At 44.9% G+C, this 20,837-nt stretch carries 19 protein-coding genes; 9 read left to right on the forward strand and 10 right to left on the reverse strand.

What is annotated here, in order from left to right; genetic code table 11:
* Window positions 1–24 precede the first annotated feature (24 nt).
* Complete coding sequence (locus DV872_RS13940) at window positions 25–825, reverse strand: tetratricopeptide repeat protein (protein ID WP_114630562.1); 801 nt, start codon at window positions 823–825, stop codon at window positions 25–27.
* A 131-nt stretch (window positions 826–956) separates the two neighbouring features.
* Here DV872_RS13940 and DV872_RS13945 point away from each other — a divergent pair, with 131 nt between their 5' ends.
* The 3 genes from DV872_RS13945 to DV872_RS13955 are packed head-to-tail and all read left to right on the forward strand — an operon-like array spanning window position 957 to window position 3,926.
* A complete protein-coding gene (locus DV872_RS13945) occupies window positions 957–2,321 on the forward strand; it encodes a tetratricopeptide repeat protein (protein WP_114630563.1) in 1,365 nt (454 codons plus the stop codon).
* Between the two features lie 8 nt (window positions 2,322–2,329).
* Window positions 2,330–3,019 carry a metallophosphoesterase gene (locus tag DV872_RS13950; RefSeq protein WP_114630564.1) on the forward strand — a complete coding sequence of 230 codons (690 nt, stop codon included), beginning with the start codon at window positions 2,330–2,332 and terminating at the stop codon, window positions 3,017–3,019.
* Window positions 3,012–3,926, forward strand: a complete 915-nt coding sequence (locus DV872_RS13955) for a transcriptional regulator (protein ID WP_114630565.1) — start codon at window positions 3,012–3,014, stop codon at window positions 3,924–3,926. Before DV872_RS13950 ends, DV872_RS13955 begins: the two co-directional genes overlap by 8 nt.
* Here DV872_RS13955 and DV872_RS13960 read toward each other — a convergent pair.
* Together DV872_RS13960 and DV872_RS13965 are read right to left on the reverse strand one after the other, a co-directional pair.
* A complete protein-coding gene (locus DV872_RS13960) occupies window positions 3,917–4,636 on the reverse strand; it encodes a hypothetical protein (protein ID WP_114630566.1) in 720 nt (239 codons plus the stop codon). The two genes, DV872_RS13955 and DV872_RS13960, sit on opposite strands and share 10 nt — an antisense overlap.
* On the reverse strand, window positions 4,633–5,850 hold the full coding sequence (locus DV872_RS13965) for a hypothetical protein (protein WP_114630567.1): 1,218 nt from the start codon (window positions 5,848–5,850) through the stop codon (window positions 4,633–4,635). The genes DV872_RS13960 and DV872_RS13965 overlap by 4 nt, the downstream gene beginning before the upstream one ends.
* A 159-nt stretch (window positions 5,851–6,009) precedes the next feature.
* Here DV872_RS13965 and DV872_RS13970 point away from each other — a divergent pair, with 159 nt between their 5' ends.
* From DV872_RS13970 to pgeF, 5 genes are read left to right on the forward strand one after another with little or no spacing between them, the layout of a single operon-like run.
* Complete coding sequence (locus DV872_RS13970; protein WP_114630568.1) at window positions 6,010–7,887, forward strand: N-6 DNA methylase; 1,878 nt, start codon at window positions 6,010–6,012, stop codon at window positions 7,885–7,887.
* Window positions 7,874–8,470 carry an aminoacyl-tRNA hydrolase gene (gene pth / locus DV872_RS13975; RefSeq protein ID WP_230391562.1) on the forward strand — a complete coding sequence of 199 codons (597 nt, stop codon included), beginning with the start codon at window positions 7,874–7,876 and terminating at the stop codon, window positions 8,468–8,470. Before DV872_RS13970 ends, pth begins: the two co-directional genes overlap by 14 nt.
* 46 nt (window positions 8,471–8,516) lie before the next feature.
* The gene (gene pgl, locus DV872_RS13980; RefSeq protein ID WP_114630570.1) at window positions 8,517–9,227 is read left to right on the forward strand and encodes a 6-phosphogluconolactonase; all 711 of its coding nucleotides are present in this window, start codon (window positions 8,517–8,519) and stop codon (window positions 9,225–9,227) included.
* Window positions 9,224–10,174 carry a cation diffusion facilitator family transporter gene (locus DV872_RS13985; protein ID WP_114630571.1) on the forward strand — a complete coding sequence of 317 codons (951 nt, stop codon included), beginning with the start codon at window positions 9,224–9,226 and terminating at the stop codon, window positions 10,172–10,174. Before pgl ends, DV872_RS13985 begins: the two co-directional genes overlap by 4 nt.
* Before the next feature lie 3 nt (window positions 10,175–10,177).
* A complete protein-coding gene (gene pgeF / locus DV872_RS13990; protein WP_114630572.1) occupies window positions 10,178–10,951 on the forward strand; it encodes a peptidoglycan editing factor PgeF in 774 nt (257 codons plus the stop codon).
* Window positions 10,952–10,964: 13 nt separating this feature from the next.
* Here pgeF and DV872_RS13995 read toward each other — a convergent pair whose 3' ends face one another.
* The 4 genes from DV872_RS13995 to DV872_RS14010 form a co-directional block, all read right to left on the reverse strand.
* Window positions 10,965–11,705 (reverse strand): amino acid ABC transporter ATP-binding protein, encoded by a 741-nt coding sequence (locus DV872_RS13995; RefSeq protein WP_114630644.1) that lies wholly within the window; start codon window positions 11,703–11,705, stop codon window positions 10,965–10,967.
* A gap of 22 nt (window positions 11,706–11,727) precedes the next feature.
* A complete protein-coding gene (locus DV872_RS14000) occupies window positions 11,728–12,375 on the reverse strand; it encodes an amino acid ABC transporter permease (RefSeq protein ID WP_114630573.1) in 648 nt (215 codons plus the stop codon).
* Window positions 12,375–13,181 (reverse strand): amino acid ABC transporter substrate-binding protein, encoded by an 807-nt coding sequence (locus tag DV872_RS14005; protein WP_114630574.1) that lies wholly within the window; start codon window positions 13,179–13,181, stop codon window positions 12,375–12,377. The genes DV872_RS14000 and DV872_RS14005 overlap by 1 nt, the downstream gene beginning before the upstream one ends.
* A 207-nt stretch (window positions 13,182–13,388) precedes the next feature.
* Window positions 13,389–15,281, reverse strand: coding sequence for a DEAD/DEAH box helicase (locus DV872_RS14010; RefSeq protein ID WP_114630575.1), 1,893 nt, complete (start codon window positions 15,279–15,281; stop codon window positions 13,389–13,391).
* Between the two features lie 280 nt (window positions 15,282–15,561).
* Between DV872_RS14010 and DV872_RS14015 the strand changes: the two genes are divergently transcribed.
* Window positions 15,562–17,193 (forward strand): SpoIIE family protein phosphatase, encoded by a 1,632-nt coding sequence (locus DV872_RS14015; protein WP_114630576.1) that lies wholly within the window; start codon window positions 15,562–15,564, stop codon window positions 17,191–17,193.
* Between the two features lie 101 nt (window positions 17,194–17,294).
* Here DV872_RS14015 and dxs read toward each other — a convergent pair whose 3' ends face one another.
* The 3 genes from dxs to DV872_RS14030 form a co-directional block, all read right to left on the reverse strand.
* The gene (gene dxs / locus DV872_RS14020; RefSeq protein ID WP_114630577.1) at window positions 17,295–19,247 is read right to left on the reverse strand and encodes a 1-deoxy-D-xylulose-5-phosphate synthase; all 1,953 of its coding nucleotides are present in this window, start codon (window positions 19,245–19,247) and stop codon (window positions 17,295–17,297) included.
* 291 nt (window positions 19,248–19,538) lie between these two features.
* Window positions 19,539–20,486, reverse strand: coding sequence for a tRNA (adenosine(37)-N6)-dimethylallyltransferase MiaA (miaA, locus tag DV872_RS14025; protein WP_114630578.1), 948 nt, complete (start codon window positions 20,484–20,486; stop codon window positions 19,539–19,541).
* Window positions 20,464–20,673, reverse strand: a complete 210-nt coding sequence (locus tag DV872_RS14030; protein WP_114630579.1) for a DNA-directed RNA polymerase subunit omega — start codon at window positions 20,671–20,673, stop codon at window positions 20,464–20,466. Before DV872_RS14030 ends, miaA begins: the two co-directional genes overlap by 23 nt.
* Window positions 20,674–20,837 lie beyond the last annotated feature (164 nt).

The following is a 20,837-nucleotide window of genomic DNA, read 5'->3' on the forward strand; positions in this document are numbered from 1 at the left end:
TCTCCTACGTTCTAATTAAAGGAATCAATCATCAAGATCCGATTCTTCAAAATTCTCTTCTACTTTTTCACTGTCTGCAGTGAAGTTCTTCGTCTGTTGTCCCGAGGATTCAAGACTATTTAATATGCTGTCCAGCAGTGCCTTCTGACGGGCTTCCTCTTCCAGTCTCTTCTGCTCAGCAAGCATTCTCTGTCTGGCTTCTTCTGCAAGACGTTCCTGCTCTGCAAGCTCCTGCTGTTCTGCCGCTTCTTCGGCTGTCCTGATTCGCTCTTCTTCGGCCAGACGCCGCTGTTCTTCAGAATCTACTGTCTGCTGAAGCAGAGAAATCATCTGTTCTATATTGGCTCGCTGGGGAGTATCAGGATCTTCCAGCAGATATTCGAGGTAAAGATCCACGGCTCTCTCATATTTTGCAGTCTGAACCGACATATTTGCCAGATTCAGGAGTGAATTGGTTCTATGAACACCCGGACTGAGAATAAGTTTGGCATATAAAGGCTCCGACTCCTCATATCTTTTCTGATTTAAATATAGATTAGCCAGATTGAAAGTCAGATCCTTATAGTTGAGACCATTCATAAAACGGCCCTGGGTATAGTAATCTTCAGCCTTTATGATATTGCCCATATTTTGATATAAGACTCCCAGATACAGGCAGGCACCGTCATTGGCGGGATCTTCATCCAGTGCTTTTTTCAGATTGAGAACAGCCTGTTCCTTTCGGCCTTCCCTGTAATCCTTCAAACCTGCCTGATAAAAGTCAGCAGCCTGAAGAAATGAAGAAACAAAAAGAAATAAAAGTATAGGAAATGCTTTGTTAACCATAATTTCCCTCAGCCCTCATTGGTTTGACAGATCCGTAGAAACTGTTTAGATTATTAACATACAAAAAAATCCTTTCCTTTACCATACAATGAAGTCAGCTTCTGATAAGGTCGGGTTTTTTCGGAGAATTAATGAGTATAATCATCATTCTAATTATAATTTTCGGTACAGGATTATCAGTAGCAATATTTTTTGTCGTCAAATCCGTGATGGCTCCCAAAAGGGTTACCACTCTGGCCGATTTTGTGAAACAAAATAAAAATGCCCAGGCTGTACGCATGGCCAAACAGATTCTTGCTAAGGAACCTCGAAATTCCGAGGCTCATTATCTTCTGGCAAAGGCTCTTGAACAGGATGGCAAGGCCGAACTGGCACTCATGGAATTGAAAACCGTCGGGAATATAAACGATTTCAAGGGATACTGCAAAGAAAACGAATTCCGTCCCAATATTGCCAGACTCTACGATCAGTTCAACTTTCCCGAAGAGGCTCTTAAAGAGTATCTGCTTCTGATAAAGATGGAGCCCCATAACCCTGACTTTTACTTCAATGCGGGAAAACTCTTTGAGAAACGGAACAAAGGTGCTCAGGCCGCACAATATTATAAGAAAACAATTGATATGGACCCCAGAAATTCTGAGGCCCATTTCAACCTCGGGACCCTTCTTTATAAGGGAAAGAGATATAACGATGCCAAAATTATTCTGGCTAAGGCTATTAAACTTCGCCCGGATAATTACAAGGCTCACTTTTTTCTGGGGAGGATGCACAAGGAGACTCAGAATTACACCTCAGCCATTCAGTCCTTTGAGCAGGCACAGAAAGACAGCGAGTTTAAGGTAAAGGCTCTTATAGAAAGAGGGATCTGCTACATCGCCATTAATAATTATGATAAGGGGGCAACAGAACTGGAACGGGCTGTGAAACTGACAAATGAAAAGCCAGACGACTCCACCCTCTTTGCCCGGTACTATCTGGCCATGTGTCATGAAAAACAGAGAAATATTGACAAAGCGATTGAACAGTGGGAAAAGATCTATGCTGTAAAACAGTCTTTTAAGGATGTTGCCGAAAAACTGAGCCAGTTCCAGGATCTCAGAGAAAATGACAGCATGAAAGATTTTCTCACATCTTCAAACCAGAACTTCCTCGACTTGTGTAAAAAGATTCTGGAAGGGATGAATCTGTCCATATCAGATCAGTCTCTTACGAAACTGGGATGTCAGGTCATAGCAACCGAAAAATCAACCGGTCAATGGCGTAATACAAAGAAGATGCCCATACTGATCCATTTCTACAGAATCACAGATAATATCGATCAGCCCCAGGTAAGAGAATTCAACGAAGAGATTCAGACACTTAAGGCCTCCAGAGGGATTATGATAACCAGTTTCATGTTTACCAGAGCTGCAAAGGAATTTACCGAATCAAGACCCATTGATTTTATTGATAAAACGAAGCTCCAGGAATATCTTGATCAGGCTGTAAAGAAGTAAATGCTTAAATGAAAATACTCATAGTCGCAGACCATAAGGATCCTCTCGTCTACTCTCCCAATATCAAAAAAAGATTTGGAGATGTGGAACTTGTTCTGGGAGCCGGCGACCTGAATATGGATTATTACGGCTTTATTGTCAGCAGTCTGAATAAGCCCCTCTACTTTGTGTTCGGTAATCATAACCTCAAACACTTCAATGCTTTTAAGAAGAGAGAATCCCCACTCCAGTACCAGCCCGACGGTGCTGCCATGGACAGTCTCTACGGGCACAGTTTTGGTGCAACATATATCGGGGATAAGGTTGTCAGGATCAAATCGAAGAATCTTCTAATTGCCGGTCTGGGAGGCAGCAGGCGCTATAATAAAGATCCAAGCCAGTACACAGAATTCCAGATGTACATGAAAATATACAAAATGATTCCACGTCTTATGTGGAACAAGATGCGCCATGGCCGCTACCTTGATATTCTATTAACCCATGCCTCACCCCGCGGGATTCACGACAAGGATGATCCCTGCCATAAGGGATTCAAAAGTTTTTTATGGTTTATGGAAAAATTCAGCCCACCCTATCTCCTTCATGGACATATTCATTTATACTCATTAAATGAGAAGCGTGTGACTCAGTATAAAAACACGACAGTAATTAATACCTATGACCATTATGTATTGGATTTTGAGGTGAATGATGAATAATGACATGACAAACTCTCAGGCTTCTGCAGATTTCAACAAGGCTAAAAGCAAAGCTCTTTTTAACACGGTTATGAATATTCTCCGCCCTGAGAAGCGGGAACTCCTCTCCTTTTATGATGTTAAGTCACTGATTAAAACAAAATCAGAAAGCTATGGCGGCATGCAGACTGTTAAAGTGGATGATATTGCCGGAAGTGAAGGACGCTACAGTGATTTCAACAAGGCATTTCTTCCTAAAAAAGAACATCTCAGGAAACGCTGGGAAAGCATAGATAAAGCCTATATGGGTGATGTGATCCTACCTCCCATCCAGCTGTATAAAATGGGCGATATGTTTTTTGTAAGAGATGGGAATCATCGTGTATCTGTTGCCAAGGCTCAGGGTGTTTATTCCATTGATGCTGAAGTTTTTGAACTTTCTACAGAAATAGAGATTAAAAGCGGTATGGATATGATGGATCTTAAACGTTCTGTCATTGCCTTTGAACGGAATCAGATCATCAATCAGACCGACCTGGACGGGATAATCGAAGAGGGAGAAATATTCTTCACCGCACCGGGACGTTATGAGGAGATGCTTCAGCATATTCTGGGTCACAAGTATTTTATTAATATGGATCAGGAAGAGGAGATAGCTCTGCCTGTTGCCGCACGATCCTGGTATGACAATCTTTATGTTCCGGTTGTTGAGACAATCCGGAAGGCCAACCTTTTATCAAGATTCCCCGGAAGAACCGAAGCGGATCTTTATATATGGATTGTAAAACAGTGGCATTACCTGAAAGAGAAATACGGTCAGGAATATCCCCTGGAAGCAGCAGCCGCAAAGTATACTGAAGAACATGGATCACATTTCCTAAAGAACCCCATCAAGTGGTTCAAGGAAAAATTCACGACTCAGGGCTGAGAAGCCTTTCCATCGCTTGAATCAGCAGCCCGGTCTTCCTCCGGAGCCAGCAGAAAGGGACCGGACTTGAGGCCGTAACCGCCTATTTCATCCTGAAAATAAATCATCACCCACCGGGCAATCTGTTTCTCCTCGGAGCTGATGATTTCATCAATACGAAACCGGCCGGGAGCACTGTATTTCTCGGTGATTAAAACACCCTTATCATTATAGAACCACAATACAACCGGTTCTCTTCCTCCTGTGGAGATCAACAGACTGTCATCAATGACTTTCAAACTGGGAAAGGTGAGTGAAGCCGCTTCCAATGCGGGGTCACTCACCTTGAAAACAGTCTCATTCCTCTGACCGCTGCGGTCAACAATCAGGAGCCTGTAATCACCTCCGGGAATGCTTCCACCCCGGGTTAGACCGTTGGAACCAAGCCAGCTTTCACCTTCCACCGAATAGGAGACCCAGTTATCAGGATTCAGATTCCAGGACCATCCAAGGTCATCCCTATGGATGGAAATCTCACTTATATCCTCAATACCATCGCTATCTTCAAGCTGTGCGAAAAAATTAAGCTCAGCATAGACACCGCCTCTGCTGAAATCCTTTGTATACACAACCATCCAGTCGGTATTGATAATGGTCGGGGGACTTCCTGAACAGGAAAAAAGGAGAATCAGAAGTCCTGTAAATGCAGAAAAAGGGAACAGCTTCTTCAAGCTTCACTCTCCTCAACTACCCTTCGAGTATGTCCTTCACTTGTTTTAATCAGGCCGTCATTTTCCATTGTATCCAGAAAGGCGATAAGACGGCTTCGACTCAGATTTTCAAACCCCTTGATATCGGTCATTTCGAAGTCCTTATCACGGGGAAGAATCTCCATGAGTCTGCCGGTCTGAGACTTGTATGATTCTTCATCAATTACAAAACCTTCAAAGACTCTGAGAAGTCCACGTCGTTCCATAGCATGCAGTCTGCTTCCAAGATGGAATGTCTCTTTTATAGGCAGCCCCTCACTCCCGGCGGCCACAAGACCTTCCAGCCACATCCGGCTCATGGGAGAGAGAAAGTCTCTGTGATCTTCACATTTGTTCAGAAGAAAGCCTTTTTTTCTGATAATAAGTCCCTCTTCTATTCTTTTGCCGCTGATTTCCCTGCAAAGGGACAGCGGCAGGTTCAGAAGCTCTGAAAGCTGTTCTTCAGTAAGCCCTTCTTCTGATCGGGTTCGTTTATCCAGAACACTCAGAACTTTGTCATAGGTCCGGGACATAAGCACCCAGCCGCCTACTTTCACAGATCCCTCAAATTCAGATTTCTGCAGTGAGGGAGGAAGGGGCATGGCACCGCGAACTCTGAGATTCATGGAAAAGACCGCTTCTTCCCCGGGAAAGTTCTTATTCTTTGCAAGACGCGCCTTCATCTTCTTCAGCTCATCAGGACTCCATGGTTCGGCCATCAAGAGGAGAAACTCCCCCTTCTGCGAGCCTTTGCTTACCTCATAGATCTGCCCGGGTATCTGAATAAAGGAGAGACGGGAACTTAAAAGAACAACATTGTCACCTTCAGAAATGCTCACACTGTCAGGACTCTGCAGGTCAGGTGTATCCCGAAGCTGCAGAGAGAGGGAAGATGCATCCCGGATTTTTTGTTTCCAGAGCACAAGAGCTTTCCGCCCTTCACCGGCAGCCAGACCTTCGGGAATAAGAATATCCCCTTCCCTCACTCTGTTTCGGGAGATTCCCTTAAGCTCGAGAATAACATCCTTCTCCTCTGTACTGCTGCGGACATTCTTAAGACGGAAAGAATGGCCTCCTGGAAAAAGAAGAAAACGGCCCTCTGTAGGGGGGGCTCCAAAGATCTGAGCCGTAAGACTCAGCCCTTTTCCCTCTGCTCTGGGGGCGGATTGAACTGTATAATGGCTGATTTGTGACAAATGCACTCTCCATACTGATTTTTTTAAAGTTTTTGAAAGCTTTAGATGCAGGGTCCTGCCCTCCCGGGCTATACTGTGACTTCCCGCGCACTAAAGCCGGTTACCCCCTATCTTAACATATTAGACAGGGAGAAGTGAATAAGAGAGTATGAGAGGATTATGACACTCCGGGAACAGGCAGACAGACTGAATATCAGCGTGCACACCCTGAAAAACTGGCAGAACCGCAGTGAATCTGAAGAGCAGGGCGTAGAAAGCCTGGTCAGCAGAGCCAATAAGCTCAGTTCTTCCAAACAGATACTCCCCAAAGAACTTCTACAGAATCCGGGCAATGCCCCTCTGTTGAATGAGATGACCGATCTTCTTGATTCATTGGAACTGAGTCTGGAAGGAAGGCTTCTCTATTTCATTATCCATTTTCTAAAGTTCAAAGGAGTTCTGGAATATTCAGAACCTGACCGGCCCTCGGGCAGTTTAAATACACTGGAAAATATTCTGAAAACATCAGATGCTCCGGCTCTGCTTGCTGAAGAGCTGCAGATGCGCCTGAATGATCTTCCAAAAGATGAAGCTGCTGCCCCACTTCCCCCCTTCTCTGATCTTTCCGGACTCATCAAAAAGAGTCTGAACAGAGAGTACGATCTTCCCGGTCTTATCTATCAGAGCCTGAGAAAAGAAGGTGGACGATCCCGACAGGGAGCCTGGTTTACACCCCGTCGGGTTATCGATTCAATGCTCCGCCCCTATATCAATAAAAAAGACTCCATTTTTGATCCCTGCTGCGGTTCAGGACTTTTTCTTTGCCGTTTTGCAGAACTGAAAGGAAGTTCAGAGGGAATATCGGGTATGGATCTGGACCCCATGGCCGTATTTATCACAAGAATCAATCTTTTCCTCCGATTTCCCTCTATGACCGACCTGACTGTTATCACTGTAACCGACAGCCTGCTGACACCCTCATGGAATCTGTCTGAGAACTGTCTGGTAGCAACCAACCCTCCCTGGGGGGCCCATCTGCAGCCCGAAGCAAAAAGAGTGATGAAAAAGCGTTATCCCGAATTAAGCTCCGGTGAAACGGCATCCCTGTTCTTAAGACGATGTGTAGAAGAGCTTCCTCCTGGCGGAGCAGCCTCTTTTCTCCTTCCTGAATCCCTGTGTTATGTACAGACTCATAAAGATATCCGGACCTACCTTCTAGACCATGCAGCTCCTGTCAGAATAAGTCCCAGAGGACGGCTGTTTCATTCCGTATATAGTGAAGTCTTCAGCTGTGATATTTTGAAGGGTGGACAGCAGAGAAAAATCAGAATAAACAGTAACGAAACTCACAGCCTCGGGCGCTATAAAAAAAATCCTGATCATATCTTCAATATCCACTGCTCGGATCAGGAAGCTGCACTGATCACAAAGATTGAACATGGCAAAAGCCGGTCACTTCCGAAAGACTGCCGCTGGCTTCTCGGGGTAGTCACAGGAGATAACAGACGTTTCGTGGCAGACAGCCCGGCAGAAGGATGTCCTCCTCTTCTGACAGGAAAGGAAATTAAGCCTTTTGCTGCTGATTCTCCATGCTGCTGGCTCAGAGTCGATAAGGGTCCCCTGCAGCAGAGCAGAAAGCTGGAAGAGTATGCCGAGGCAAAACTGATATACCGCTTTATAGGATATACACCTCTGTTCTCCATAGACCGGAAAGGTCTTATTACTCTGAATTCAGCCAACAGTATTGTACTTCCTGAAACAGCAGATTTGGATGGTGAATCTGAATCCTCCTTATCTATTGAAATAGAGGAGCTTGCCTTTTGGTATAATTCATCTCTTTTTAAATTCCTTTGGCTGAAACAGTACCGCTCTGTCAAAATGCTCAGAAGGCATCTGGAATATCTCCCCATCCCCCTCTGGAAATTAGATGAAAAAAGCAGGATAAAAACACTTGTACAAAATGCAGAAAAAGGTCAGGATACCTCCTCCTTAATGGACGAGATGATTTTTAACCATTTTGAACTGAATGAAGAGGAGAGACGCTTTGTCCTCAGCTAAAATTGATATCAAGATGCTGGTTTTTGCGGGAAATCCCGGAAATCAGTATAAGGAAACCCGTCACAACGCAGGCTGGCTCTGTCTGGAGACTCTGGAACAGAGACATTCCCTGAGCTGGAGTGAAAAGTTTAACAGCCGTCTGGGTAACTTCCGTCTGGAAAGCAGCCAGTACCGTGTGCTGCAGCCCCTCTGCTTTATGAATAAAACAGGTGAACCCGTACGTAAAGCCGCCGACTTCTTTCAACTGGACCCTGAAGAGGTTTTGGTTATCCATGATGACCTGGAGCTTCCCTTCGGTACCGTTCAGATCCGTAAGGGGGGGGGACTCGGAGGCCATAACGGATTAAGATCCATGAAACAGCATCTTGGCTCCGATGCCTTCTACAGGCTGCGATTCGGTATTTCCAGACCCTCCCGGGGAGATGTATCTTCATGGGTTCTCTCCCGTTTCTCTGTTGAAGAGATGCCAATGATGGGTATTCTTACAGAACGGAGCATAAGGGTGCTTGAAGAAATACTGAAGGGCAATCACAATACACTGATAAACAAAAAGTTGAATCTATTGGACGGTATGCCTGAATGACATGCTGTGATGTAAATATAATAATGAAGAATAGGAGAATTACACCATGGCTGGTGCACTGATTTTTGATAAATACGATGACTTCTGCCGTCAGGCGGCAGGACATATAATTGCCATACTGAAGCTGTCTCTGGTACATAATAAAAGAGCTTCTATGGTTCTTTCGGGAGGCAGTACACCTGCAGGAATATACCGATACCTGGCAGATAACTCTGAAGATTTCTACTGGAAGGATATTGATTTCTTTATTGGAGACGAACGCTGTGTTCCCGAAGATCATGAAGACAGTAACTTCCGAATGATTAAAGAGAGTTTCCTCTCTCTGATTCCCCACGATGAGTCTCAGATTTATGCAATCAATCAGACCCTGCCCCCCGATGAAGCCGCCTTTGATTATCATCTGCGGGTAAAAGAATACCTGGAATTAAACAGCTGCTTCGATCTGGTTCTTCTGGGCATGGGCCCCGACGGCCATACAGCCTCCCTTTTTCCGGGATATCCCGAACTGAAGGAGAAAAAAAGACTGGCTGTTGCTACAGCAGACGAGGGTCCTCTGGAACCTTATCACAGAAGGGTGACTCTGACTGTTCCCGCACTGAATCACAGCAATCACCTTCTCTTTCTTCTCAGGGGCGGCAGCGAGAAACAGACAATTATGGACGAGGTGCTCCACAGTGGAAAAAAAATCAATACGGAATACCCCGTACAGTTGATCAAACCCATAAACGGCCGGGCCTATTGGTACTTTTCCGAATGAAAAAAGAACAAGATGATCTGCGGATAAGGACAATAAAGCAGACATCCTGGCGTGGCATTATAGGAAATGCATTTCTGGCCGTTCTGAAAATCATTGTCGGATTATTCAGCGGCTCTGTGGCAGTAATAGCCGACGGGATAGATTCCGCCACCGATATTGTCACTTCCCTGATCACATTGTTAACCTCAAACATCATAAGTGAGCCGCCGGATAAGGAACATCCCTGGGGACATGCCAGGGCCGAAGCCATCGCCACCAAGGCTCTCTCTTTCTTTATCTTATTTGCAGGAGCTCAACTGCTGATCTCAACCATGAAAAGTATACTTGAAGGTGCACAGAGAGAGATCCCCGGAAAGTGGGCGTTCATGGCAACCGGTATTTCCATCATAATAAAAATACTTCTGGCCCTGGATAAAAGAAATGCAGGGAAGAAGACCCACAGTTCCATGCTTATGGCCGATGCGAAAAATATGCAGAATGATATCTATCTGTCTCTTGCAGTACTGATTGGTCTGGCAGGAACATATTACTTCAAGATGCCCATTATCGACAGTATTACCGGACTGCTCCTCAGTCTGTGGATTCTGAAGAGTGCCTATTCATTATTTATGGAAACCAGTATTGAACTGATGGACAGTGTCAGCGACCAGAGTGTGTACAACACCGTATTCAATGCCGCCATGGAAACCCCTGGAGTTGTGAATCCTCACAGAGCCAGAATCCGGAAACTCAATATGCTCTACGATATAGATCTTGATATAGAGGTCTGCGGCGGAATCCTCTTAACAGAGGCCCATAATATAGCGGTCATGGTTGAAGAGAATATAAAAGAAGCCCTCCCCGATGAGATCTTTGATATCATGGTCCATGTTGAACCGGTGGGAAATATAGAGTCAGGGGAACAGTTCGGCCTGACTCCGGAAGATGTAAACGGAGATTCCGAGTAGTCTATGATCCGCAGGGAAAAAGACGGCATAATTCTTTACAGCTGGACCTCACTGGACAGGCTCGATGTCAAAGCATTTACGGCTGCCGGATTGAATACAGCCCTTCATGCCCCTGGAAATGAATCTCAACAACAGATTATACAGAACCGATCCCGCCTCTCCCGTGCTGCAGATGTTAAAGCTGAGGCATGGATCTGCGGAAATCAGGTTCATAGTGCCCATTCTGTTTCTGTCACGGCCGCAGACCGGGGACGGGGTGCATTGTCGGCTTCGGACGCTTTTGAAGACTGTGATGCCCTTATACTCACGGAAGCCGGGCTGCAGGGGATGATATTCACAGCCGACTGCCTTCCTGTAATCCTCTATGACAAAAAACAGAAAATCGGAGCACTGGTACATGCAGGCTGGCGCGGAGCCGCTTCGGGCATTGTTCCGGCAGTTCTTGAAAAGATGATAACAGTGAGAGGATCTGGGGCAGAAGATATACTTGCCCTTGCCGGACCTGCCATAGATGCCTGCTGCTATCAGGTGGACCTTCCCGTATATAAGGCCATGACCGAATCATTTCCAGAAACAGGAGCCGCCTTTACTCCGGATGGGAAGAATCACTGGCGCTTAAGCCTCGAACAGGCGGTATTTCAACAATTGTATTCACGGGGCTTAGATAAGAAACAATGCGAGGGCAGCGGTCTTTGCAGCTGCTGTGAAAGTGAACTCTCATCATGGAGAAGAGAGGGAGCAGAAGCCGGCCGAATGACGACCTGCCTCTGCCTCTGATTATTTTTTTTGATCAGATCATTTTATCGAGGAATGTTTTAATTCTGGGATGATCCGGATTATTAAAGAGCTTCTCGGGAACCGCTTTTTCCAGAATTCGCCCTTCGTCCATAAAGATAACCTGATCTGAAACCTCTTTGGCAAAGCTCATTTCATGGGTGACTATAATCATGGTCATATGCTCTGCGGCAAGAGCCTTGATAACCGCCAGAACCTCACCGATAAGTTCGGGGTCCAATGCGGAAGTGGGCTCATCAAAAAGCATGATATCCGGCTCCATCGCCAGGGCACGAGCTATGGCCACCCTCTGTTTCTGTCCTCCCGAAAGAGTACAGGGATACTGATCAGCCTGATCCGCCAGACCGACCTTCGACAACAGGGCTAATGCCTCAGCTTCAGCCTCCTTACTACTCTTTTTAAGGACAGTAAGAGGTCCTTCCATTACATTGCCGAGAGCTGTCTTATGAGGAAAAAGGTTGAAGTTCTGGAACACCATACCCAGTTTCCGGCAATGCTGTCTGATTTGAGCTTCAGGGACGGGCTTTCCGTTTGCTCTTCTGATCTCTTCACCCTCAATGCGGATGCTTCCTTCCGAGGCCTGCTCAAGATGAATCAGAGAGCGCAGGAATGTACTCTTACCCGAGCCCGAGGGACCTATAATTGAGATTATTTCACCCTTGGCGACAGATAGATCAACACTCTTCAGGACCTCAAGGGTTCCGAAGGATTTACAAAGGCCTTCCACCCGTATCATTTCATTCTTTTTTTCACTTGAATCACTCATAGACCGAATACCTCTGCTCCAGTTTTCTGAAGATCAGAACAACCGTATAATTCATTACAAGGTAAACAACCGCAGCTATGATAAAGGGAGAAATTGTAAAATCTCTGGCCACAATTTCTTTTGAGTTCCTGAGGATGTCTCCAATACCGAGAACCACCACAAGAGCCGTATCCTTTACTAAAGTAATGGCTTCATTAGCCACCGGCGGAAGTACCCGCTTCAGGGTCTGAGGCAGTATGATCCTGGTCATTGTCTGTACATAGTTCATGCCCAGAACCTTGGAGGCCTCAAACTGTCCTCTGTCGATGGACTGCATTCCACCACGGAAAATCTCTGTAAAATAAGCTCCATAATTCAATATAAAGGTCAGAGCCGCAGCGGAGAAGCGTTCAAGCCTGAGTCCGGGTATCAGAATGGGCAGTCCATAATACACAAAAAAGATCTGCAGCAGCAGAGGTGTTCCCCTGACCACAGATGTGTATAACTCCATCAGGACTCGGATAGTCCTGATACGGGAGGTTTTCCCCATAGCACAGACAAATCCCAGAGGAAGGGAGAGTATCAGTGTGATAGCAAACAGTTTGAAGGTGACAGTACATCCCTGCAGGATGTACTGTGTTGAACTGATCAGGTATTCCATTAACGCTCTAAAAGAATATCTTCAGCAAACCATTTTTTAGAGATGGCTGCGGCTGATCCGTCTTTGACCATCTCATCCATAATACGGTTAACTTCGGCAACAAAGGCATCCTCACCCTTTCTGAAACCGATTCCATATTCTTCAGCAGCAAAGTCTTCTTTTGCAACGTCATAAACACCGGGTTTCTTGGAGATATAGTAACGTCCAAGGATTTCATCAACAACAACAGCGTCAATTCTCCCCACTTCCAGGTCCATAAGTGCCTGAATATTGTCCTGGAATTTAACCAGCTCGTTTAAGGTTGCTACAGTTGCCTCATCAGAGTTAACAGCATCATCAGCAGTACTTCCCAGCTGAACACCTACTTTTTGATCCGCCAGATCGGCTTTAGTATCAATACCCGATGCAGCCTGAACTATAATAATCTGTCTGTTGGCAATATAGGGTTTGGAAAAACTGATTTTTTCCTTTCTTTCATCACTGATGGAGAGTCCATTCCAGATTACATCAATATCTTTGCTGTTCAGATCAAGGATTTTTGCATCCCAGTCTATGGGCTGCATCTTGAGCTCAACACCCATTCTTTTGCAGACCTCTTTAGCAAGATCGATATCAAAACCGGCAACCTCTCCATTTTCATCTCTGAATCCCATGGGGGGAAAGCTGTCATCCAGTCCAAGTACAAAAACACCCTTGTCCTGAATATATTTCAGAGAATTGTCACCTTCAGAAGCTTCATTGCTTCCCGTGGCAAAAGCCATCACTGCAGAAAGAGTAATCATCAATATCATTAAGATTTTTTTCATTTCGTTCTCCTTGTAAATACCAGTCTTATATAGAATCCCGGTTATTTCTTATATAAATGCGTCTGAAGTATAAGGATGAAAAAATGAACTGTAAATAGATTTAGAAAAACAATATGCTTTTAAATAGAATATTCAGTGAATATTTATAAATAAAACAGGCCTGCCCCTGGAGGCAGACCTATTATCAGTTTTATTATTGAATAAAAATTACTTTCCGAAGAGTTTTGACAGAAATCCTTTCTTCTTCACTGCAGCCTTTGGTGCAGTCTTGGGAGCGGTTTTCTGAGCTGATACACCCTTGGAAGAAGGTCTGGAAACTCCTGTAGATGACTTTCCACCACCCTGGGGTCTATCATTTCGAGATCTGCTTCCCCCCTGACTGTTCCGATTATTTCCGGAAACGCCTTTCTTTTGGGAAGCGGAAGATTTTCTGGAAGAACCGGCACTGGGTTTTATTGTATTTCCATCGGACTGGAAGTCTTCACCATATTTGGCCTTGTAGTAAGCCAGTCTGTCTTCGATACTGTTCTTACTGCTGACTCTTTCCATGGCTGTGCTTGCAGGTGCTCTGTGGTCATTTCTATTTCTGCTTCGGTTATCAGTAGCCTTCTGCCCTTTGTAACCGGATTTTTTCTTTCGGTTTCCACCGTCTGTTTTTACATTGCCTGTTTTTACATTGCCTGTTTTTACACTGTCTGAGTTTACACTACCTGAGTTTCCACCCTGGCTCTGTCCCTTCCTGATCTCTTCTTCAACTGAATCCATGGAACCGGAAACTGCCATAACTGCAGACTGAACACGAGCTGCTCTGGGATCCAGAGGTCTCTTGTTTCCACCGCTGTATTTACGGCTTACACCACCGCGGCTTGCACCGCCATCTCTTCCTCTGCTGTCACGTTTGCCCTGATAATCACCGGGAGAACCGGCTCTTTTATCAAAGTGGAAACGCATACCTTCACTCTTGTCTTCTTCCATCAGATCTTCTTCCGCCCAGGAGACAGGGATCTTCTGTCCTGTCAGTTTTTCAATGGCAGGGAGGCCATATACAAACTTTTCACAGGCAAGAGTTATGGCTTTACCGGTTTTACCGGCACGGGCTGTTCTTCCGATACGGTGTACATAACTTTCCGCATCAGTGGGTACGTCATAGTTTACAACCATGGAAAGGTCGTTGATATGAAGACCTCTTGCTGCAACATCGGTTGCTACAAGAAAGGGAGTTTTACCCTCTTTGGCTTCTTCAACAATTTTAAGTCTCTTTTTCTGGGGCAGGTCGCCCATGAGACATTTTGCATGATAACCGTTATGTTCCAGGCGTTTTGCCACTTCATAGGTCACATGTTTTGTGTTTGCAAAAACAATGGCTGTGTCGGGTTTATCTCTTTTCAGAAGTCCCAGAAGAAGACTCATCTTCTCTTCAGCACTTACATGGTAAAGTTCCTGAGTAATGGCTTCTACAGCCAGCTGCTCGGGTTCAATAACGATCTCACCGGGATCATTCATGTATTCCCAGGCAAGGTTTCCTACTTTTGCATTGAGTGTTGCAGAGAACAGCATTGTACGTCTGGCATCGGTAGGGGGCATTTTGCTCAGGATTTTTCTGAGGTCGGGAAGGAATCCCATATCAAAAAGTCTGTCTGCTTCATCAATGACCAGTATCCCCATTTCAGAGAATCTGATTTTTCCGGATTTACTGAAGTCAATAAGACGTCCAGGTGTACCGATCAGGATATCACATCCATCTGCAAGAAGACGTTCCTGCTCATTGTAGCCTACACCACCATAAAAACTGCCGATTCTGAAATCCAGATGCTGTCCCAGAATCTGTGCTTCTTTTTCTATCTGTACAACAAGTTCTCTTGTTGGACAGATAATCAAAGCTTTCTGACCTTTGAAGTGTTTATCTTCTGTCAGGATATGAAAAATGGAAACCAGGAAGGCCGCTGTTTTACCGGTTCCTGTCTGTGACTGGGCAAATACATCTTTACCGCTCATAATTGTCTGGAACGTCTGTTCCTGTACTGGCATGCAGTCTTTAAAGCCTGCAGTTTCTATACCCTTCTGGATATTTTCGTTAAATTCGAATTCGCTAAATTTCATTTAAATTTTATCTCACAAATTTTGTAGCTTATTGTTTAGTCCGGTCGGAATTAAAAAATCGTATTAAAAGGTTCTTACTGAAAAAACATATTATTTTCTGACAGAGAAACCAGTGATATTGTAAATTCATCCAGCCTGGGAGCCCCATTTTAGGGATTCTCCTGTATATGTAACCCCAGATTCGTCGTATTTCAGGTTACAATTCTTTTAACTATATATTTTTTATATATAATTGTCGATATAGAACACAGACCCATAAGCTATAATTGATGAAAAGAGAATGAAAAAAAATAAATTATATACAATATTGATACCAACTATCCCCTTTCTGGCCTCCTGCCGCCTCTCCACAGGAGTGGAATATGGTGATTTTATAAAAAGAATCACCCTGGAGCCTCTGTCATCCCTGAAAATTACAGATTTTTTAAATCATACAGGACTGTTTTATCTTCTGAGCATGGGAATCGGTGCATTTCTATTTATACTGAGTTTTGTTTTATTTCTGATGCAGAGCAGAGATAAATCGTATCTATTCCACTCTCTGTCGGCCCTGGCCGGAGCAGGGGTATACAGTATTCCTCTCTGGAGTAACAGTGTTGGTCTACCTCCCGAGTTCTGGTCAGCACCCATGGCAACAACCCTCTTCCTGCTTATCTACTATCAGCTGTTCAGAGAATGGTCCCGCAGGGCCTTCTATCACAGAACCAAATTCTGGTCCTACATCGTAACTTCAATACTCCTGTCAGGAACCCTGATTGTCACATTTCTCTCGGGTCATTTCCCGGATTTGCTTTCCCGTCCCTGGCCTGTTCCCCTGCTGGCAACAGCATTGATATTGGATTCACTGATTAACAGTTCTCTCTCTTTCCAGAGAAAAAGTGACAATTCCGGAATTGCCGGAATATTTTTGCTCGTACCCATCGTCGGAGTGGTCGTTTGGACATGGTTCAGCAGCGGATTCTCAGATATTATCTCCTTTGCAGATAAAATCTATTTTGCACTGCCTGCTCTGATGATTCCCTGGCAGCTGTTCCTCTCGCTGAACCTGACACAGAGACGCTACAGAAAAGAACAGGACCGCGGAAAAATTCTCAGCCAGATGATCGAAGATGAGGAAAATCAGAAAGAGAAGCTTGAAGATCTGTTACTGAATAAAGATGAAGAAATTGAAGATATAAAGCATATACCAGCCTACAGTCTTGAATGCTCCCGCCGGCTGCTTGATAACGACGAAAACGAACAGTTGAAGGTACCCGATGGATGGAGCGGATTTCAGAGCCTCCAGGCTGAAGGAAATGAATGGCCCGCCATTGCGGCATGGAGCAGAAACTACTCTCTTCTCTTTGCTGAAAATTCAGTTGAAGAACCCCTTATCCCTCTTCTGTTTCTACAGAATGCTTTCAGCAATATGAAGCAGGAAAAGCCGGCTCTCTTCTTCAAGGCTCTGAACGATAGAGTAAGCAAGATGAATCAAAATCCGGAATGCGGCATCTCCGCCACCTATCTCTACTTCCTTGAAAAAGAGATTCTCTGTGCCACAGCCGGTACAGTCCGGATCTATCTGCAGAAGTCAGGGAGCCAGAAGGTGATTCCTATCCGCTCCGAAGAAAAGCCGGTCACCTTTACACAAGGACTGGGAGTAAGAGCCCATACCAGAGAAGACGGAAAACCCTTCAGGATTGCCGTAGGTTCGGGAGACAAGATTATATTGGTATCCTGCAGTCTTACAGACAGGGAACTTGAGGTATCGGGAGATGTGTACGGACAGAAATCCCTTTATAGAGTTCTGAGTAATCATGCTTCCGCAGATCCGGAAAGCACAGTTAAATCCATACTTAAAGATTTTGATGATTTTGACATGGGGAATACCCTGGACAGGCAGATCTATACAGCAGTATTTATGAAAAACTGAATCCCCATCTGACTGCCAGTCAATGTTCTATAAATGAAAAATCCCCTTTCGGGGATTTTTTTTGTCACTGCAATAACTTATATCCGAAAGGATGAAGATCCTTAAATATTATGGGGACTCCATTTATCATTCTTTACCATATCCACAACCTTGCTGAAGCGGAGTTCCGACTGAACGTCCTCAACTTTGGCGGCAATTGATTTCCTGTCCAGTCCACATCTCTTAATCAACTGCTTACGTGTTGCCTGTGACAGAAACTCGGAAGGAACACCCATTGCCGTATAGAGAACATCCAGGCTCTCATCCCGCAGCATAGAGGCGATCTCCTCGCCCATACCACCGGCAGCCAGCCCTTCCTCCACAAACAGAATCTGCTCATAGCGGCTCATTAAATCGATAAGGGATTTCCTGTCCAGTGGACGGATAAAACGCATATGGTAGACATCACAGCTGATGTTCTTTTCTTCCAGTATATCTGAGGCCGCCACAACTTCTTCAAGAAGACCACCCAGGGAGATCAGCAGAACAGAGGACTTCTCTCTTACACTGACAAGGACACCCTTCCCTTCCACCAGAGGAGTATCCTGTTTTTCACCGCTGCAGTATGACACACCCTTGGGATAACGGATCAGAACCGGCTTATCTGAAGCACAGGCCCATTCCATGGCCATCTCAATCTCACGAACACTCAAGGGAGCCAGAAAGGAGATACCGGGAACATTTCTGAACATAATAATGTCAAAAATGCCCTGATGAGTTTCTCCGTCATCTCCCACAAGTCCTGCACGGTCCATACAAATCACAACAGGAAGTCCCGGAAGTGCAATATCGTGAATCAACTGATCCACGGATCTCTGCATAAATGTGGAATAGATAGCGACAACCGGTCTGAGCCCCGCTGCCGCCTGACCTGCTGCAAATGTAAGTGCATGAGCTTCGGCAATACCCACATCAAAAAAGCGATGGGGGTATTTCTCTTTAAAAGGCATCAGCCCGGTACCCGAAGCCATGGCAGCTGAAACAGCCACAACATTTCCATTCTTTTCAGCCTCGGTCATAACTGCACAGCCAAAGGCGGCCGTTGTAGTAACCTGATCCGGGTCAGTTTTTAATGATGGATCCACCTTGCCGGTTTCAATCGCAAAAGGACCGACACCGTGATAGGAAGAGGGATCACCCTCCGCAGGGCTGTATCCCTTCCCTTTGGTGGTAAGAACATGAAGAAGTACCGGTCCTTCAATATCCCTGACATGCTGCAGGACATCCGTCAGCTTTTCAAGATTATGACCATTAACAGGACCCACATATTTAAAACCAAGATCCGTGAAAAGATTCTCTTTATAGACAACACCCTTTACTCCCCGTTTCAGACGGTATACCGAACGGAGAAGGGCTTTCCCGAAAAAGGGAATATGAGAGATTGTAAAGTCAACGACATTACGGAACCTTTTATAGCCTCCGGTCAGAGCCAGACGGGACATGTAGGAAGAGATAGCTCCCACATTTTTACCAATAGACATCTCATTATCATTGAGTATGACCACAAGATCATTCTTGATATGACCTGTAAAGTTGAGAGCCTCAAGAGCCTGACCACCCGTAAGGGCACCATCTCCTATAACACAGAGGACCTTGGATTGTTTCTCCTGAAGACGGTCTCCGATGAGTACTCCGATACCTGCTGATATGGAAGTTGAGGCATGGCCTGTATTGAAAATATCATGGGGACTCTCTTCCCGTTTGGGGAAACCGCTCAGTCCACCCTCTTTCCTGATAGTATGAAACTGATCAAAACGTCCGGTAAGAAGTTTATGGGTATAACACTGATGTCCCACATCCCAGATAAATTTATCCCTGGGAGATATATAGACACGGTGCATAGCAAGGGTCAGTTCAACGACCCCGAGGTTTGATGCAAGATGACCGCCGTTCTGACTGACAGTCTGAATTATAAAGGTCCTGATTTCCGCAGCAAGTTCTTTCAACTGCTTCATTGACAGGCTTTTAAGCTGATCCGGATGATTGATACCGGACAGAATTGGGTATTTGTTCACAAATCACCTCTGAGAGGGGATATTAGCACAAGAAGTGCCAAAATAAAAGGCGGTATTAAATAATACCGCCCTATCTCACAATGTCTACAAACTATTTGTGTTTGTGTCTATTCTTTCTTAATTTCTTCTTTCTTTTGTGAGTTGCAATCTTCTTTCTTTTACGTTTTCTACCACAGGGCATATTCGTAATCTCCTTATGTGTCCATCCTGTCGGTTCATGCCCCACAGGTATTATAAAATCCATCTACAGATGTAAGAGCTTGAATATTATGCTGTTTTTGGCCCTTCAGGTCAAGACCTCTTTTTAGTAAAATTGTTAATCATTTCGCCAAGGCCTTCCATATCCTCCGGATGGAACCAGTTAACCTCCGGAAGAGAGCGAAAAAAGGTCATCTGACGCTTTGCATAACGCCTGGAATTCTGCTGAATACGGGATTTAACATCTGCCAGAATCATACACCCCTCCTTAAGAAAAGGAAAAAACTCACTGTAGCCGATTCCCTTCATCCCCGGATCATCTTCCTTTGCTCCACCGGTAAAAAGATCCTTTACCTCTTTATATAGACCCTGATTAAACATAATATCCACCCTCAGATTGATTCTCTCATAGAGTTCAACCCTGGGCCGTTCAAGACCGATCAAAAGATATTCCAGATCTTCACGGGGGGATGTTCCTGCTTTATAGCTGGAGAGGGGCTTTCCGCATCCTTTAAAGACTTCCAGTGCCCGGACAATACGGGCTCTGTCTGCCGGTTCCAGACGCTGTGCGGTTTCAGGATCAACAGTTTCCAACTCCCGGTGAAGAGCCTGAGGCCCCTCTTTTTCCAGCCGGAGATTCAATTCATCCCTCAAGCCCTCGGGTACAGGGGGTATATCAGGCAGTCCATACAGAAAATTTCTAAAATAGAATGCCGTTCCGCCTGAAATTACGGGCAGTTTACCCCTGCTGTGAATATCAAGAATACACTCTTCCGCACGGCGAACAAAGTCTCCGGCATTAAACTGTTCCTTATAATCCAGGATGTTAATGAGGTGGTGAGGCATGCGTTGTAAGTAAGAGGGTTCGGGTTTGGCACTGCCGATATCCAGCTGACGATAAACCTGCATGGAATCGGCACTGATAATCTCACCGGAAGTACTGAAAAGCTCCTCCAGAAGATCCGTCTTCCCTACCGCCGTCGGACCAAAGAGGCAGATAACAGGAGGGAGAGGGGCATTATTTCTGGTATTCGTACTCAACTTTCTTTAAAATAATTTCTTCCAAAGCAGTAGAGACAATCTTTCCTTTGTTCTTTTCCAGTAAATCACTACCGGCAACAGAGATCTGTTCAGCTCTATGTATGGTAGCATTAGTTAATTCGTACATATTTCCTTCGTAATCTACAAGTTCTCCGAGGGGAATTATTAATTCACGATTAATGGGCATGGACAGTCCTTCTCATCATATTGATTTAGCATGTGATTATATATAAAGAGGCATCTTTTGTAAAGATTCAGAATCTCTTAGAACAAAAAAGAAAAAATAGAGAGGGAATTGAAATCTGCAACAGATAAAAATGAATTAAAGATTACAGGATTGTTAATGGTTAA

The organism is Oceanispirochaeta sp. M1, from assembly GCF_003346715.1.
Lineage (GTDB): Bacteria > Spirochaetota > Spirochaetia > DSM-2461 > DSM-2461 > Oceanispirochaeta.

Coding starts and splice junctions, on each gene's coding strand:
- DV872_RS13985 (WP_114630571.1), top strand. CDS start 9,224: ATGAAAAAAGAACAAGATGATCTGCGGATAAGGACAATAAAGCAGACA.
- DV872_RS13940 (WP_114630562.1), bottom strand. CDS start 825: ATGGTTAACAAAGCATTTCCTATACTTTTATTTCTTTTTGTTTCTTCA.
- DV872_RS13955 (WP_114630565.1), top strand. CDS start 3,012: ATGAATAATGACATGACAAACTCTCAGGCTTCTGCAGATTTCAACAAG.
- pgeF (WP_114630572.1), top strand. CDS start 10,178: ATGATCCGCAGGGAAAAAGACGGCATAATTCTTTACAGCTGGACCTCA.
- DV872_RS14030 (WP_114630579.1), bottom strand. CDS start 20,673: ATGCCCATTAATCGTGAATTAATAATTCCCCTCGGAGAACTTGTAGAT.
- DV872_RS13945 (WP_114630563.1), top strand. CDS start 957: ATGAGTATAATCATCATTCTAATTATAATTTTCGGTACAGGATTATCA.
- pgl (WP_114630570.1), top strand. CDS start 8,517: ATGGCTGGTGCACTGATTTTTGATAAATACGATGACTTCTGCCGTCAG.
- DV872_RS14005 (WP_114630574.1), bottom strand. CDS start 13,181: ATGAAAAAAATCTTAATGATATTGATGATTACTCTTTCTGCAGTGATG.
- DV872_RS13950 (WP_114630564.1), top strand. CDS start 2,330: ATGAAAATACTCATAGTCGCAGACCATAAGGATCCTCTCGTCTACTCT.
- DV872_RS14000 (WP_114630573.1), bottom strand. CDS start 12,375: ATGGAATACCTGATCAGTTCAACACAGTACATCCTGCAGGGATGTACT.
- DV872_RS14010 (WP_114630575.1), bottom strand. CDS start 15,281: ATGAAATTTAGCGAATTCGAATTTAACGAAAATATCCAGAAGGGTATA.
- DV872_RS13995 (WP_114630644.1), bottom strand. CDS start 11,705: ATGATACGGGTGGAAGGCCTTTGTAAATCCTTCGGAACCCTTGAGGTC.
- DV872_RS14015 (WP_114630576.1), top strand. CDS start 15,562: ATGAAAAAAAATAAATTATATACAATATTGATACCAACTATCCCCTTT.
- DV872_RS13970 (WP_114630568.1), top strand. CDS start 6,010: ATGACACTCCGGGAACAGGCAGACAGACTGAATATCAGCGTGCACACC.